We start from the raw sequence: 16,145 nt of genomic DNA on the forward strand, positions 1-16,145 counted from the left end.
AGACCAGCAGCTTTATCTTTACTATCCTGTTAACCTCAATTCTATGATTCGCCCCTTTTTGTTACTTGGCAGCGTTATTACGTGCCTCTCCTTTCACCCTCCCCAAAAATATAAACTCGTCTGGGCTGATGAATTCAATACCAATGGTGAGCCCAATCCGAAAAACTGGACTTTCGAAAAAGGGTTTGTCCGCAATGGAGAATTGCAATGGTATCAATCGGAAAATGCTCGCTGTGAAAATGGTTTCTTAATCATAGAAGCCCGAAAAGAATCCCGGCCTAATCCGCTTTATGAGGAAGGAAGTATGGACTGGCGGAAGAGTCGTAAGACAATTGATTATACCTCTTCAAGTCTGTTAACCAGAGATTTACACGCGTGGCAATACGGTCGTTTTGAAATGCGGGCGAAGCTCAACGTTCAGCCCGGCATGTGGCCTGCCTTCTGGACGCTGGGCATAAAGGGTCAGTGGCCTTCCAACGGTGAAATTGACATCATGGAGTATTACCAGAACACAATTTTGGCTAATACCGCCTGGGGCACTGACCAGGCATATAAAGCAAAATGGAATACCGTAAAAACACCCTTGTCGACGTTTAATGACCCCGAATGGGCCGATAAATTTCACGTCTGGCGAATGGATTGGGACGAAAAAGAGATTCGTTTATACGTGGATGATCAGTTACTAAACACCACGGAATTAAGTAAGACGTTGAATGCTGACGGCTCTAATCCATTCCACCAACCGCATTATGTGTTAGTTAACCTCGCTCTGGGTGGCGATAACGGTGGCGATCCAAGTGCCAGCAAATTCCCTGCCCGTTACGAAATTGATTACGTGCGGGTATATCAGAGAGGAAAATAATCAATAAGTTAGAAGGCCAGATAGAGATTGCTTTGCAACCTATCCGGCCTTCTAACTTATTGATTACTAAAAGCCTGTGATTATCCAAACGAATTTGGTCAGGAAAATCAGGCATGTAAAAAACTACTGCACGGGTACATCATAAGCATTCAGGTTAGCCTTAGAGGTAGTGCCCAGTTTAGCTCCATACCCAGCGGCAACAATACCAACCAGTAATCCGAAGAAGCCCATGATGGCTCCTTTGGAAGCGGCTGAAGCAGCCTTATCCGCAGCCTCGCGGGCTTTTTCTGCGGTCTCACGTTTCGTTTGCTCAAATTTAGCCGCGGCCTGTTTGTAGGTGTTAATCCAGTTATCCACAATCTGCTCAGATTCTGCCCGGCTTTTGTTAGTGCGTTTCATAACGACGTTAACGGCATCTTCGCGATCTACCTGATTAACCGTAGCCTGACCCTGACGGAACAGACGATCAAATAAACCATTAGCAATATCGTCGGTAGCTTGCGGATTTTCAGCCGCCTGACCAGCAGAGGCCTTAAGATCTTTACCAGCCTGATCTGCTTTACGTTCCAGCGTATTAGGATTCAGAGCTGGATTTCCAGTCTGACGTAAAAGGGTATTTACTTCGCTACGCAGATCTTTGAGGTCCAGATCGTTGATATTAATTCCATTTTCAGCTAGGGTTCCTTTGACTGCTTCTCCCAACTGAGGACCTGCTGCGGAGGCTACCGAACCAGCAGCTGAACCCGCCGTGCGAACAATGCCCCCTACGAGCCGACTGGCTCCCCCAATCAGGCTACCAACCGTAGTGGTTAGAAAATAGATGGTCAGAAGCGTCATCAGACTCCAGGTTAGCACACCGTGAATAATACCGTCAAACAAGCGGGGAGTACTTGCCAGCCGACCTGCCACCCATCCTCCGGCCAGTAAGGAAAGCAGGCTGCTGATGATATACCAGATTGCCGTTCCGATGCCCAGTCCGGCGGTAGGATTCTGTTCTTCCACGGGATCAATCGTAGAAAGGCCGATCCCTAACCCTAGTAGACTTAATAACAATTGAGAGACTACTGCAATCAAAACCCCAGCAAATACAGCACTCCAGGAAATCCGTTTAACGGGTGCTAATGACTTGGCGTATACAATTTCACGTTCCATAAAAGTTGAATAGTTTAAGTTTTATTTTACTCAATCAGAGTGAGTAGGTGCTTAAACTAAAATTTCATACCAATTATTTATTAACGTTACATTTTGCTTAGCAAAAGCCCCTTTATGTGTGATTTGTTACCTACCCTTTACAAGAGACGTTTGGGTAGTAGAACTTCCCGAACGCTTTTTAGAAGTTTGGAAATACGAGCTAATAAAAAATTGGAATGCTCTTAAAACCTGGTTTACTGCTCTATCCTTATCATTGGTAATAGGTAGCTGTTCAAATCCGTCTCCTGAAAAAAGACCAGATGATTTTAGCTTTTAATTTCCTCAGATTTTAGTGAGTATAACTCAGATAGTCAGCTATTGCAGGGGGCATTGAAAGATACAGTGTAACCCTTTCTACGGCTGAATTAGATCGATTATATAAGGCGTTTCAAAACATAGAGTTTACAGATTTCCCTAAACACTTTATTGATTTCCCTTTTCTTGAAACGCTCCCCTGATCAAGGATGGCTATTGAATATTCAGCCAATCATGAGAGCAATAGGTCTGAATACAGCAATTGCTTTACCCCTACACTTCAGTAGAGGCAGGAAAAGCGATTCCATGAGATAAGTACTTTTATTAGTGATGTGATTACTATAAATCAGAAGTGAGTAAGACGATCGAATTCATTGGACCAATTATAGTAGAATAACTTACCGAATCTGATATACATCCACCAGTTGTTTTACCTCTTCCAAGGTCCGGGTAGGTTTTTCCAAACCTTCGGGAATAGGTCGTTTGGAGAGGGTCTGGAAGTATAATACGCAAGCATCCCGCCACCAAAGGGCTTCGCGGTGCTGAATGCTGAGTTTCCCTTTTACATTCTCAAAAATCTCAGGATCAATCTGATTTTTAACGCCCTCCCATTGTTGTTGCATCCGAGTTACTCCGGCTACACCTGCGTAATAGCGGTGGCAAAGTTCATCCCAAAGAATCCTTCCCGAAGGCATGGGATGCGTCCAGGGTACGTGATGAAACCAGAGTAAATATTCAGGTGGGCAGGAAGGGGCATCCCATTGTTTCTGCACTTCAGGAGCATACAAATGCAGGGCTTTACTGCCCGATTCAGTACGATCAAAGCCAATACCATTTTCATCGGCTTTGTGGTAATACACGGAAGTCCAGTCGGGCCGGACGTTTTTAGCAAGCCAGGGGTTGGGCCCATAATGCAGGTTATTACCCATGATGTGATGCAAGCCCAGCGGCGTCATGTAATTCACCAGCGTTTCGCGGGAATTGACTAGCATGTTCTGAATAGTCGCAACCGCTTTGGTATCATTCGTAAGCGTCATACGAATCCATTCTTCGGCGATTTTTTCCGAGGAAAGCGTATAATCCCAAGCCAGACGACCAAAGGCATACCAGTTAGCCTGCCCCATCGGATGGCCCGTCCAGTTACGATCAGACCCTGTATTAGCGACGCCCGCCATGCCCGTTTTCTGATAACCGTGTACCGAGCCATCAATAACTTTAGCAACTGTAGAACCCTTACCCTTCGCATAGGTATCCGAATCCAGACATTCCTTGAACAGAGGAGCCATATAAGCCAGATGGGTAGCAAAACCCAGGTATTCCTGAGTAAGCTGAAATTCCATCATCAGAGGGGTTTGGGGCATGGCCCCGAAAAGCGGATGAAAGGGCTCGCGGGGCTGAAAATCAATTGGTCCATTTTTGACCTGAACCAGTACATTTGAATCAAATTTTCCGTCCAGCGGCTTGAATTCTTCATACCCTGCCTTGAATCGATCCCCGTTGGGATCAGCTTTATAGACAAACGAACGCCACATAACAATTCCTTGAGGATAAGGAGCTAAAGCTTCAGATAACATCCGGGCACCGTCGGCGTGGGTACGGTCATAATCCTGTGGGCCGGGCTCACCTTCGGAGTTCGCCTTTACCAGATAACCACCGAAATCAGGAATCAGCGTATAAATTTCTTTCGTTTTTTCGGCCCACCAACGCTTCACTTCCGGATCGAGTGGATCAGAGGTTTTAAGTCCACCAAGCGTTTTCGGAGCTGCAAAAAACACGGATAGGTACACCTTAATACCATACGGACGAAAAACGTCGGCCAGAGCAGCTACCTTTTTGAGGTATTCCGGCGTAAGAAAGCGGGCACTGGCATTCACATTGTTCAGAACGGTTCCGTTAATACCAATCGAAGCATTCGCCCGGGCGTAATCATGGTAACGCGGGTCGATCACGTCGGGTAAGTCAAACCAGTGCCAGAGTGTAGACCCGGCATACCCCCGCTCAATAGTGCCGTTGTTATTATCCCAATGGTTTAAAAGTCGATACTGAACTTTCGGACTGCTGGTAACATTCAATTTTTCTAACGGCTGTAACGTCTGAATTTCCCGTAACAAAGCAAAGGTTCCATAGAGTAACCCCGTTTCTGTTTTAGCCGAAATGATAAGGTTTTTCGAGGATTGCGAAAGGTGATAACCCTCCGCATTGACAAGCTCAGCGGGATTGATCTTTAGGAGAATACTTCCTGCATTAGTAGTCTTTTGAATGGCCAGGGTTTTTCCGGTTAACCCCTTAATGGCGGTTTGTAATTCTTTCGCCGCCACTTTCATCGTCGGCGAATCATTGGGAATGGTAATACTTTGAAGATGGTTGAGAATAGGTTGAACCTTACTCAAACGATCATATTTTAACCATAAGCGATAGCCATCATCTGCTCGTGCGTGGGTGACAAAAAGTAGAAGCGTAACGAATAAAGCCTGCGAGAATCTTTGAAAAGCAATAGACTTACGAAAACGAAAGAAAAATGCCATGATCAGTCTTTGATTGGATAATACAAAAGAATGATTTTTTTGGCTTTTATAACGACTGTTCGACTTATTATTCATCGTAAATCCAATCAGGAAGAGATGAACTAGAGAATGACCAACGCTCAACTAGTGATGACAGCTACGAGCAGGGTTCAGATTGGGATAATCCATTAAACGCTGCTGCTAGCGTGGCCCGGCCCGGCCAGCTTTTCGCTGGCAGCATAATTTTTGGGCTTGGACAATTAAAAGGCAGAATAGAAATGGCTTGCTGCCAGCGAAAAAGCTGGCAGCGGAAGGGAAAACCTATTAGCCAGCAACTACAATCTCTTACACTAAATACCGTTGTAAACAAAAAACTACCAACCAATAACTATCAACCAGATACAAGACCTATTGAACATTTTTGAAAAAGGTAGGCGAGTTCCCGTATAAAGGCGTCTTACCGTCCCATTTTTCAATAAACTGCTGCTGAATCAATAGAGGAGATAAGGTACGTTGACGCAATTCATTGGCTTTGGCATCTGCCTCGGCTTCTACGATCTTCTTCCGAGCCTGAGCTTCGGCTACGCGTAACTCGTTTTCCACCTGCATCGCCTGCTGAACAGCTTCGTTTTTAGCATTAATTGCTCTAACTATACTCTCGGGGTAACCCAGGCCACTGGTCAATTGCTCCAGTAAAAAACCGTCGGCTTTAAAGGAAGAATCGAGCGTATGTTGTACGTCATTTTCGAATTGTTGACGGTTGGAAATTAGCTCATCCGTCGTGTATTTATTCATCTGAATACGGAAGGCATCTTTCACATAATTAAGTAAAGTGGTCTTCGTAATTTCAGGAATATCTTTTCGATACTTGGTAAAAATATGCGGACTTTTTCCGGCCTGAACGCGGAAAGAAATCGTAGGATCTACGGTAAAAACACTACCATCTTTTGCGTTAACGGTAAATGCTTCGTAATCCGCCGTTTGCATGTACAAAGGCGATTGATACACATCCTCTGTAAAAGGATTATACCAAACTCGACCTGTTACTAATACCACATCTTGTACCCCTTTATCGGACCCATATTGTTTGACCCGAATCCCTTCATGTCCGGCATCAATGCGGGTACAGGAGTATAGGAATAAACTAAAAAGAGCGGCAATGATTAAGGTAAATTTTTTCACGATTTTAAAAAGGTTAAGGTGAATTTAAAAAGTAAATAATTGATAAGTAATAAACCACTGAATCCAATAATTCCGAGCAAAACGAAAGCGTTGGACGCTTTAGAAAGCCATTCAAAAATCCAGGTAATTGCGTATAGGTCTAACGCGATGATAAGGGGTGCTAAGATAAGTAAATAGGTTTTCCTGTCCATATGATGTTGCCTCTATCAACTTGGTTTATAGAAGTTTATGCAAATATACATCGGGACTAAAAGAGCAGAGGAACTATTGTGATGAATGTAAAAAGAAAGAATCTGTTCGGTAAATAGATGGGATGAGATAGAATAGTATACTAAAAATGAAATAGTTATTGCATATATAATAAATGTTGATGTCCTCAAGTAGAAAAACAGGACGTCAGAGTAAAAAACTTAACCAATTTTCAGATCATATTTACGCAGCAATCCTACCAGACCTTCCGTAGAAAATCTAGCTTTTTTAATCAAATTATTTTCGGGATCAATGGTATAATTATAAGCGGTTAAAAAGTTAACCTGATCCAGTTTGGTTTGTGAAAAAACGGCGTTTTCCAGATTACAATGCTGGAAGTTACTACCCGTTAATACGCACGATGAAAAATCTACACTTTTCAATGAACAATCATCAAAGAGTGTCTTTATCATTTTTTTATTAGTAAAAAGGCTAAAGTCTAACTTACACTTTTTAAAACTTACGCTAAAAAATCCATTTTCGCAGGTGTTGAAGTGCACCCCAATTAACTTACAATCATTGAAGGTAACGTTGTTTAGTACGGAACGGTTAAGCGGTAACATAGCCATGTTACAACTTACAAAGGTACAATCCGTAAAGCGATTGGATGAAAAGTTACTCTCAGAAAAATTGCATTGCTTAAAAACACAGTTTTCGAACTCTTTATGGCGAATTTGCTCCCCCGAGTAACTCACTTTATCAAAAATCTCGTCCTGATAAAAATCTAAGTCCATTTTCAAAAAAAAATTTTGAAGCTTCGCTTCATAGTGATCCCATAAAAAACCCGCAGCTCATTGCCGCGGGTTTTAGTATAGAGCAGGAGGGTGTCCTAGAAATCTTCGTCTAACGCAAATTTGTTAGCGTCTTTTTCCTGCTGGTTAGCCATAACGCCGGCTTTCTGATATTCACCCACGCGTTTTTCAAAGAAGTTGGTTTTGCCTTGCAGCGAAATCATTTCCATGAAATCAAATGGGTTCGTAGCGTTGAACTGTTTCTCCAAACCGAGGGACACTAAGAGACGGTCAGCAACGAATTCGATGTATTGACTCATCAGAACGGCATTCATACCGATCAGAGAAACGGGCAGAGCGTCCGTTACGAATTCTTTTTCAATGGCAACGGCATCCAGAATGATCTGATACACTCGCTCTTTCGGCAGTTTGTTTACGATGTGGCTAGTGTACAGCATACAAGCAAAATCACAGTGCAGTCCTTCATCGCGGGAAATCAGCTCGTTTGAAAACGACAGACCGGGCATCAGACCCCGTTTTTTCAGCCAGAAGATCGAGCAGAACGAACCAGAGAAGAAAATACCTTCTACGGCCGCAAAAGCGATCAGACGTTCGGCGAAGTTGTCGCTATCGATCCAACGCAGAGCCCATTCGGCTTTTTTCTGCACACATTCAATCGTATCAATTGCCCGCAACATCCGGTCTTTTTCAACGGGATTTTTGATATACGTGTCAATCAGAAGAGAATAGGTTTCTGAGTGAATATTTTCCATCATTACCTGAAAACCGTAGAAGCATTTGGCTTCGGCGTATTGCACTTCACTAAGGAAGTTCACGGCCAGGTTTTCGTTCACGATACCATCTGAAGCGGCGAAAAATGCCAGTACGTGCGAGATAAAGTGGCGTTCGCCATCGTTGAGATTTTCCCAGTCTTTCAGATCCTGGCCCAGGTCAATCTCCTCGGCTGTCCAGAAAGAGGCTTCGTGCTTTTTGTACATTTCCCAGATGTCGTGATGCTTGATGGGAAAGAGAACAAATCGCATCGGATCTTCTATCAATAGCGGTTCATTTCCAATGTGCTCCTGAGCCATAACGGATTATAATTTTTTGGTTATGATTTAAAGTGGGACTCCGTGCCTGCTGCCCCAAAGAAGGGGTAACTAGCTGAAAACCAAATTCGAATATAGGGCAATAAAAACGGCCCGACCGGGGCCGTTTTCTTTTACTCTCTTTAATTTTGAGAGGGTACTTCAACAAAATTAAGCGTTTCGACGGGTGATACAAGGAATTTTTTGAAAGAAGAAAACGGGCTTTTAGGGAACCTTTTTATAACATCCGTCAGGCGTGGCATTTAAGCCAAAATAACCTTTGATAAATTTTAAATGCGAGTGAACTTTCCCTCCGTATGGTAGCCCTTCATTTGAAAATTTTGATCAAAGAGGATGAAACTGGCCTCGTAACCTGCCCCGAGTCGGCCCAGCGTATGATCTTTTCCAATGATTTGAGCGGGGTAAAGCGAGGCCATTCGCAAAGCTTCCTCCAGTGGAATGCCAACCTCATTAACGCAATTCTTCACCGCTTCAATAAGCGTCAGCGAAGAGCCGGATAAAGTACCGTTTTCATCTTCAAAACGTCTGCGTTCTGGGTTGATCGTGAATCTGTATTCGCCACGGGTGTCTTCAGTGACGGCATCGGTAATGAGGAAGAGCCGATCTCCCATCATTTTCTTGGCAATTCGAACGCTGGCAAAGTCTACATGAATACCGTCGGCGATGATACTGGCCCGAACCGACGAATCCAGCGTAGCTCCCAGTAGTCCCGGCTCGCGGCTGTTGAAAGGCGACATGGCATTAAATAAATGAGTAACTAGTCCAATGCCCCGATCAAAGGCCTGGATGGCTTCGGTATACGTCGCGTTTGAATGCCCGGCGGAGAGAAGAATGGGACTGGACAGCAACCATTCCAGCACTTCAGGGTCGGCTTCTTCGGGAGCAAGAGTCAGGTAAAGGGGTAAATCATCCGCAGCTTCAACTAATGCTGTCAGCTCAGCGATAGTCGCTTTTCGGATGTAGGAAAGCAAATGTGCTCCTTTCTTGACGGGATTAAAGTAAGGCCCTTCCAGATGCAGCCCTACCAGTCCGGCTCCACCCTGCTGTCGATAACTCCGACAAGCCTGAATAGCGGCCAGCATTCCGCTTAATGGCCCTGTATGGTAAGTAATCTGAAAATGGGTAGTACCGCCCTTGAGGTGTTCTTCGTAGGTTTTCTGGATGGTTTCTGGTGTAGGCTCGGTGGTAAACAAAGCCCCCTTCCCTCCATAAACTTGAAGTTCAATCAAGCCCGGAGCAATGATGCTATCGGAGCAATCGATTACTTGTGCTCCTTCGGGAGCATTCTCCTGAATACCTATGATGGTTTTACCATCGGTCAGCAGGTATTGATGGTCGATAAATTCTAAACCCGTAAAGATGCGGGCATTTTTAAAAGCAAAGAGGCTCATAACGTATGACGTTGAGCCTCAAAGAAAACTATTGTTGATGACTTATGTGTCAGTATTAGAAAATAATAGAAACTAGCCAGGTTATGAAAGTAACCCACAGTAATGCTCCCATAGGTAAAGCAACAAACCAAACCAGGGTATTTAACCGATCGTATTTGACGGGTTTTTTAGCTTTGGCAATCTTCTTAGTTGTTCTGGCAACCTGAGTAGAATCAAAGTTAATGTAGCTGACAGGAGCGGATATCATAATTAACGTTTTTTGAGGTGAGTTAAACTCAAACTTGATAGAACAAGATTAACACCATTTCTGAACAAGGTACCTTGCCATTCGATAGATGGTATGTTTTTCCCGGTAAATGTCAAAATAGCCAGACGAATGGATTTGTTTTGACTATTCGCTGATTTAATAGTAAATAAACGAGTTTTTCTTGATAATTAGTATAGTTTTTTGTGTTTGATAATTGATAATAAATCTATAAATATGACAAAATAAAGGGAAAAGTTCTTATTTGATTGATAGTATTGTACTAAGAGTAGATACGCCAGTTTCATTAAAAGTCTCAATAGCGAAAAAATAATTTACATCTACGCTCAATGCCCTTAATTCCAGGTAGGATGGCTGATCTGACCAGACCTGATAGGTTTGGTAAAGTTTGTCGGGAGCAATGCCCCAGCGAATGTTATAACCTACGGCACCGGGCACTTTTTCCCAGCGGATATCCGCATTTCGCTGATCTTTCTGCCGAACCACTTTCAATGCGGTAGGGGTATCAGGCACTTTTCCGGGCGTATTCCCGAAGATCCGAACATCGCTAATCGCCAGATGTGGACCAGCCGTATAGATATGTTCGTACCGGATGTAACGCGTACGTACAGGCTTTGAAAACGCTACATACGCACAGGCCCGATCTCGCCTGGGTTCGTTGGATAAGTCCGTGACTACTTCCCAGCGTTTCCCGTCTTTCGAATGCAGAATTTTAAACTGTGTATAAACCGTGGAATCGCTATTATATACATTGTTTTCATAATCGGTATAATTGACTTGAACGGCTTTTACTTCGCTTTCATGCTGAAGGTCGACCGTCAGCCATTCACCCGGTTGGTTATGCTGGGCAACCCAGAAGGTTCGTGGGTTTTCATCGGTAACTAAACTGGCTCTGAGCGTGTCTTTTGTGGAAGAAGCGGTAACCGGTTTCTGATAAGACAACAGCATCCAGCCCGTAAAAAGCTCGTCTTTATTTTGCCATTTTTTTGTAGGCAGGTAATGCGGAAAATCGCCAAAGCGGGTGTTCGCATACATCTGATCGTCTTGGTCAAAGCCAGCAGGGAACATCGCCAGTCGTCGTTCCATGCCCCAGTTTACGCCAATCCAGGGCGTACCTGTATTCCAGTAATTACCGTAAATATCCTGAAACGTATTCCCATGTCCGGCTCCGTTCATAAAGCCGCCTGGTTTGTAGGAAATAGGGTTATAAGGAGCATATTCCCAGGGGCCAAGCGGGTCTTTGCCCACGTAAGTGCCGGTGGCGTACACGTTATATTCGGTGCCTGGAGCTCCGTATTGCAGGTAATATTTTTTGTTATGCTTGGTCATCCACGCTCCTTCCACGAAAGGTTTCATCAGGTCGGCGTGATTCGGGCCGAAGCGTTCCCAACCGTGTTTCCAAGGGTCGAGCCAGAACATGGACTGGTAAGGACCCGCATAGGTGAGGCGTCGTTTATGGTCCAGCTCCGCTCCGAAAATGGGATAGACGTTGGAAGAGCCCCAGTACATAAACCAGCGGTCGGTATCGTCATCGTGAAAAATGGCCGGGTCCCAGGGACCAATGTCTTTGGGTAATCGCGGTAACCAGCGATTGTAGAACTGCAATTTGCCCTTTTCCGGCTCTACCGAATAAAGAATGGGTCGTTGTTCAAACGTAGACTGAAAAAGAAAAAGCGTATCGTTTACCGAAAGGGCCGCCGGAGCACACATATCCTCGAAGGGCCATTTGTCAGGAGTAATAAACTTCCAGTTGGAAAGGTCTTTGGAATGCCAGTAACCCCCGGAAATCGTTACAAAAAGGTAATACTCCCCCTTGTGATTGACAATAACCGGATCGGCCCCAGAACGGTAGGAAATCTTTTCATTCATCTGCTCAAAATTATACCGATACCCAATGTCCATGGGGTTACAGTAGGTTAATTGGGCAAATGAGGTAATACTGCTGATGAGCAGTAAAGTAATGACGAGGCAAGCGTTCAGGAATCTCGTTTTCATAGCATTCATGGCTGGTTTGCTTAGCGTAAAAGGAGTACAAAATTGGGATTTTAGAGGGCTGTTGCAAGCGTCCAGATGTGAAGTTCTTTACAACCGTGTTCAAGCAATACCTCCGCACAGGTTTCGAGGGTTGATCCCGTAGTAATAACGTCATCAATCAGGGCAATTCGTTGATTTTCAATGCCATTTTTTTCAATAACCTGAAAGGCATTCGCTACATTCTGAAAACGCTCCATTCGACTTTTGTTGGTTTGACTGGTCGTCGCCTTTACTTTTTGCAGCACATCACTTCTCCACGGGATTCCCGTTACCTCTGAAATGCCTTTGGCGATGGAATCGCTTTGGTTATACCCCCGTTGCCGCAGTCGACTTTCGTGTAGGGGCACGGGTAATAAAAGGTCGGCAGTAAGCCCGGCGGTTTTGATTTCCGAACCGAATAGCCGCCCCAGCCATTCGCCTACCTCAGGCTGGTTGTTATACTTCAGTTGATGAAGCAAATGCTGAACTTTTCCGCCCTTCTGAAACTTCAGATAAGCGTGGGCACTGGTAATCTTTATCTTTCCGGCAAATTTTTCTTCGATGGTCGAGTGGCCCGTCAGGCAGCTTTGCGTGCGGGGTAAGTTATAGTGACAAGTAGTGCAAAGAAGGTATTCTCCTTCGGCAAGGGCCTGCTGGCAACTCAGACAAATACGCGGAAAAAGAAGGGCCCAGAAGGCCTCCCAGTAGCTTTTCATGGTTAGGGTAAGTTTTTGGCTAACTTCGCTGTGAAAACGGAAAGTGAGATTACCATTGACTAAGTAATCCGAACCGGAAAATAGATAAGGCTGTGTTTCAGCGTTTACTTCATACTAGCTATTAACAACAAATGTCACTCGTAGAACAATTCGACGAATACCGGAGCCGAATGAATGAACGCATTTTGGGCTCTGATAACCTGGTTATCAAACGTTTATTTAATCTTGACACGAATACATATTCAGAAGGAGCTGTTTCCAGCAAAACCAAGGAAATGATCGGCTTGGCCTGTTCAATGGTGTTGCGTTGCGACGATTGCGTGAAATACCACCTGGGTAAATGCCACGAGCTGGGGGTTACGGAATCCGAAATGCAGGAAGTTTTTTCCATTGCAACCGTCATTGGCGGAACCATCGTGATTCCTCACCTGCGGCGGGCGGTGGAATATTGGGACGAATTGCAGAGTAGTAAAACCGAAGCCTAATGAAAGAAAAAGATCAGGAATGGGAAAGTTTGCTCGATCGGCTGGAAAGCATGATTGGGAAACGCCCCAACGATTTAAACGGTGTTCTGTTTCTCATCGGCGTGCAGGAACTGGGTAAAGGCCACCAGTTTTTTACCAAAGAACAGAAGCAGGACCTGATGCACATCGCCGTTTGTAAAGTATTGAGCTACAGTGGTTATTATGAACTTGAAGGACTCGATGCTGAAGGTTGGCCGCACTGGAAACTAGCTAAACCGCTGCCTTTCGTCGATTTATTAAGTCAGGAAGAATTGCTGAAACAGCATGTATTAGAATATTTCGAAAGAGAACAGATTTAATCATTAAAGCCCTGTCGTCGTTCAGGCGGCAGGTTTCCTTTTCCCTATTGTTTGCTATGAAACTGATTACCTACAACGTAAACGGCATTCGCTCGGCCATGACCAAGGGTTTTGCGGAATGGCTGGAAAGTACCAATGCCGATGTTGTTGCTCTACAAGAGGTAAAGTCGGATCAGAATCAGTTTGATAATACCATTTTCGAAAAGATGGGTTATCAACTGTATTGGCATCCGGCAGTGAAGAAAGGGTATTCGGGGGTCGCCTTATTAACGAAACACACGCCTAAACACGTAGCATACGGTTGTGGTAACGAAATTTACGACCACGAAGGGCGGATCTTACGGGCTGATTTCGAAGATTTTTCCTTCATCAGTTTATACCTGCCTTCGGGTTCGAGTGGCGAGTTACGTCAGGCTTTCAAGATGGAATTTCTGCGTGATTTTCAGGATTATATCAATGAACTAAAAAAGGAAATCCCCAATCTGATTATTTCCGGCGATTACAATATCTGTCATCAGCCCATTGATATTCATAACCCCAAATCCAACGCGAACTCCTCGGGCTTTTTACCGGAAGAACGGGCCTGGATGGGTAGCTTCCTCGAAAGCGGATTTATCGATTCTTTCCGCCATTTTCATCCAGAACCGCATCAATACACCTGGTGGAGTTTCCGGGCCGGGGCACGGGGTAAAAACCTGGGCTGGCGAATTGATTACCATCTGGTTTCAGAGCCCTTACGTGACCGATTAAAAGATGCCGCGATCTGGTCGGAGGTGAAGCATTCAGATCATTGCCCGGTTATGCTGGAGATTGATTAATAACTCGTGGACGAAAAATACGATTGCAGGTATACTGCCGCCGAATACGCCAGAGCAAGGGTAAAACCGATGATTCCTATGCCGCCGAGTAATCCAGTGATGAACCGTAAAGGATTGGTGCTGGTTCGCCACTGCCAGGATTGGGTAAGGCTATCGACGATTAAAGGAATGAGTAACAGAATGGCTGCGTAAGATACCCAGGACCAGAAAAACAAAGCCAGCACTATACCTGACCCATAGCCTAGGTACAAACCCGTGCAGCGGGCACAGACGGGAAATGGCTTTCCTTGCCAGAAAAAAGAGCGGTCGGGACGACGGTGACAGGCGAACATACCGAAAGGGATGAGTTAAACGTTTAGCAATGAATTACGCATGAAATAGGCTTTTTTATCAAATTTTTCTGATAAAAACGTCGGTAAGTACTAAATTAATGCTGAAAAAGCTCTATATCGCTGAAGAATCTCATCCTTCTTTGCTATGAATCGTGCCGCTTTTTTAGAACAGCTTTCGGCAGAGCCTTTTGATGTGTGTATCATTGGCGGAGGGGCTACAGGAGCCGGTTGTGCTCTGGATGCCGCTTTGCGAGGGCTAAAGGTCTGCCTGATTGAAAAGGAGGATTTTGCCGCCCAAACATCATCGAAATCAACCAAGCTTATTCACGGCGGTGTTCGGTATCTGGAGCAGGCCGTGAAGCAATTGAGTCCCGATCAGTTTCGTATGGTGCGGAAAGCTCTGCACGAACGCCGGACATTACTTCAAAACGCTCCTCACCTCACGCGTCCGCTGGCTTTATTGACGCCTTGCCATAACTGGTGGGAAGGGTTGTATTATACCATTGGTTTGAAGATGTACGACTGGCTGGCTGGTGGCCGGAATATTCAGCCGAGCCGCTGGTTATCGAAATCGAAGGTAATAGAGTTAATTCCTCAGTTACAGACCCAGCATTTGCACAGTGCCGTTCTGTATTACGATGGACAGTTGGATGATGCTCGTTTTGCTCTGGCTTTGATTAAGTCGGCGGCTAAGGAAGGAGCAGTGGTAATAAATCATACGAAAGCTCTGGAGTTTGGGTATTCCAAGTCGGGGAAGCTTCGTAAACTGGAAGTGCAGGATACTTTAACGGGTAAAAATTATAGCTTGACCGCCAAGGTCTTTGTCAATGCCACCGGGCCGTTTGCGGATCATATCCGTACGATGGCTTCTAGCAAAGCTCAACCCCGCATGCGGGTCAGTCGAGGTTCGCACATTGTATTGCAGAAAGAACATTTGCCGGGTAATACGGCCATTCTGGTCCCTAAAACGGATGATGGACGCGTACTGTTTCTTATTCCCTGGAAAGAGCAGGTATTAGTCGGAACTACCGATCTGGAAGATCAACTCAACGAACGGCCCCTGCCAACGGAAGCAGAAAAGCAGTATCTCATTGACTACGTAAATCGGTATTTACAGAAGCCGATTACGGAAGTAGAAGTAAAAGCAGGTTTTACCGGACAGCGACCCCTGATTGAAGCCACGTTTGCCAGAGAAACCAAATCGCTGGTACGGGATCACGAAGTAGAAATTGATGATAAAACGAAGTTAATCAGCATTCTGGGCGGAAAATGGACTACTTATCGACTCATGGCGAGTGATACCATTGATGCCGTTTGTGAGGTATTAAAAATCCGAAATCGGGATTGTGTAACGGAAAAATACCTCTTGTCGGGGGCTGAAAATTATACACCAGACTTATTTCTGAAACTTCAGGAAGAATATCAATTCACGGAAGAAATTGCCCGGCATCTGGCCCGAACTTACGGAACGGAAGCCCGGAACGTCGCTGATTTAACGCGTGAAAATTCCGCTTTGAAGGAGCTTTTAGTGGAGAATCACCCCTTTATTCGGGCTGAAGTCGTTTTTGCCCGGCAACAGGAAATGGCCTGCACGCCCGAAGATATTCTGTATCGTCGATTAGGACTGGGCCTGATGGATGAAAAAGCCACCCAACAGACGTACGCACAGGTAGAAAAGCTATTACAAGCCTAATAAAAAAGGCC

General features: G+C 44.9%; 14 protein-coding genes. 5 read left to right on the forward strand and 9 right to left on the reverse strand.

From position 1 onward, the window contains the following. Positions 1–43 precede the first annotated feature (43 nt). Positions 44–862 carry a glycoside hydrolase family 16 protein gene (locus QE390_RS07920; RefSeq protein WP_307141728.1) on the forward strand — a complete coding sequence of 273 codons (819 nt, stop codon included), beginning with the start codon at positions 44–46 and terminating at the stop codon, positions 860–862. A 123-nt stretch (positions 863–985) separates the two neighbouring features. Here QE390_RS07920 and QE390_RS07925 read toward each other — a convergent pair whose 3' ends face one another. From QE390_RS07925 to QE390_RS07960, 8 genes are all read right to left on the reverse strand, one after another. Beyond that, positions 986–2,014, reverse strand: a complete 1,029-nt coding sequence (locus QE390_RS07925) for a hypothetical protein (protein WP_307141729.1) — start codon at positions 2,012–2,014, stop codon at positions 986–988. A gap of 692 nt (positions 2,015–2,706) precedes the next feature. After that, positions 2,707–4,833: an alpha-glucuronidase family glycosyl hydrolase gene (locus QE390_RS07930; protein ID WP_307141730.1), complete on the reverse strand. Its 2,127-nt coding sequence runs from the start codon at positions 4,831–4,833 to the stop codon at positions 2,707–2,709. Positions 4,834–5,220: 387 nt separating this feature from the next. Further along, complete coding sequence (locus QE390_RS07935) at positions 5,221–5,994, reverse strand: prohibitin family protein (protein ID WP_157830293.1); 774 nt, start codon at positions 5,992–5,994, stop codon at positions 5,221–5,223. Between the two features lie 410 nt (positions 5,995–6,404). After that, complete coding sequence (locus tag QE390_RS07940) at positions 6,405–6,977, reverse strand: pentapeptide repeat-containing protein (RefSeq protein WP_307141731.1); 573 nt, start codon at positions 6,975–6,977, stop codon at positions 6,405–6,407. A gap of 95 nt (positions 6,978–7,072) precedes the next feature. After that, on the reverse strand, positions 7,073–8,065 hold the full coding sequence (locus QE390_RS07945) for a ribonucleoside-diphosphate reductase small subunit (protein ID WP_307141732.1): 993 nt from the start codon (positions 8,063–8,065) through the stop codon (positions 7,073–7,075). A gap of 287 nt (positions 8,066–8,352) precedes the next feature. Further along, positions 8,353–9,474, reverse strand: a complete 1,122-nt coding sequence (gene nagA / locus QE390_RS07950; protein ID WP_307141733.1) for an N-acetylglucosamine-6-phosphate deacetylase — start codon at positions 9,472–9,474, stop codon at positions 8,353–8,355. A 505-nt stretch (positions 9,475–9,979) separates the two neighbouring features. Continuing rightward, positions 9,980–11,734, reverse strand: coding sequence for a discoidin domain-containing protein (locus QE390_RS07955; protein WP_307141734.1), 1,755 nt, complete (start codon positions 11,732–11,734; stop codon positions 9,980–9,982). A 50-nt stretch (positions 11,735–11,784) separates the two neighbouring features. Next, on the reverse strand, positions 11,785–12,468 hold the full coding sequence (locus QE390_RS07960; RefSeq protein ID WP_307141735.1) for a ComF family protein: 684 nt from the start codon (positions 12,466–12,468) through the stop codon (positions 11,785–11,787). A gap of 131 nt (positions 12,469–12,599) precedes the next feature. On the opposite strand from QE390_RS07960, the gene QE390_RS07965 reads away from it, so the two are divergent. The 3 genes from QE390_RS07965 to QE390_RS07975 are packed head-to-tail and all read left to right on the forward strand — an operon-like array spanning position 12,600 to position 14,109. Further along, complete coding sequence (locus tag QE390_RS07965) at positions 12,600–12,953, forward strand: carboxymuconolactone decarboxylase family protein (RefSeq protein WP_307141736.1); 354 nt, start codon at positions 12,600–12,602, stop codon at positions 12,951–12,953. Next, complete coding sequence (locus QE390_RS07970; protein ID WP_106636480.1) at positions 12,953–13,291, forward strand: hypothetical protein; 339 nt, start codon at positions 12,953–12,955, stop codon at positions 13,289–13,291. Before QE390_RS07965 ends, QE390_RS07970 begins: the two co-directional genes overlap by 1 nt. Before the next feature lie 56 nt (positions 13,292–13,347). Further along, a complete protein-coding gene (locus QE390_RS07975) occupies positions 13,348–14,109 on the forward strand; it encodes an exodeoxyribonuclease III (RefSeq protein WP_307141737.1) in 762 nt (253 codons plus the stop codon). Here QE390_RS07975 and QE390_RS07980 read toward each other — a convergent pair. Further along, positions 14,106–14,441, reverse strand: coding sequence for a DUF2085 domain-containing protein (locus tag QE390_RS07980; RefSeq protein ID WP_307141738.1), 336 nt, complete (start codon positions 14,439–14,441; stop codon positions 14,106–14,108). The genes QE390_RS07975 and QE390_RS07980 overlap by 4 nt on opposite strands. 145 nt (positions 14,442–14,586) lie before the next feature. Here QE390_RS07980 and QE390_RS07985 point away from each other — a divergent pair, with 145 nt between their 5' ends. Continuing rightward, positions 14,587–16,134, forward strand: a complete 1,548-nt coding sequence (locus QE390_RS07985) for a glycerol-3-phosphate dehydrogenase/oxidase (protein ID WP_307141739.1) — start codon at positions 14,587–14,589, stop codon at positions 16,132–16,134. Positions 16,135–16,145: the final 11 nt, after the last annotated feature.

Origin of the sequence: Siphonobacter sp. SORGH_AS_1065 (assembly GCF_030818595.1) — a bacterium.
Taxonomy (GTDB): domain Bacteria; phylum Bacteroidota; class Bacteroidia; order Cytophagales; family Spirosomataceae; genus Siphonobacter.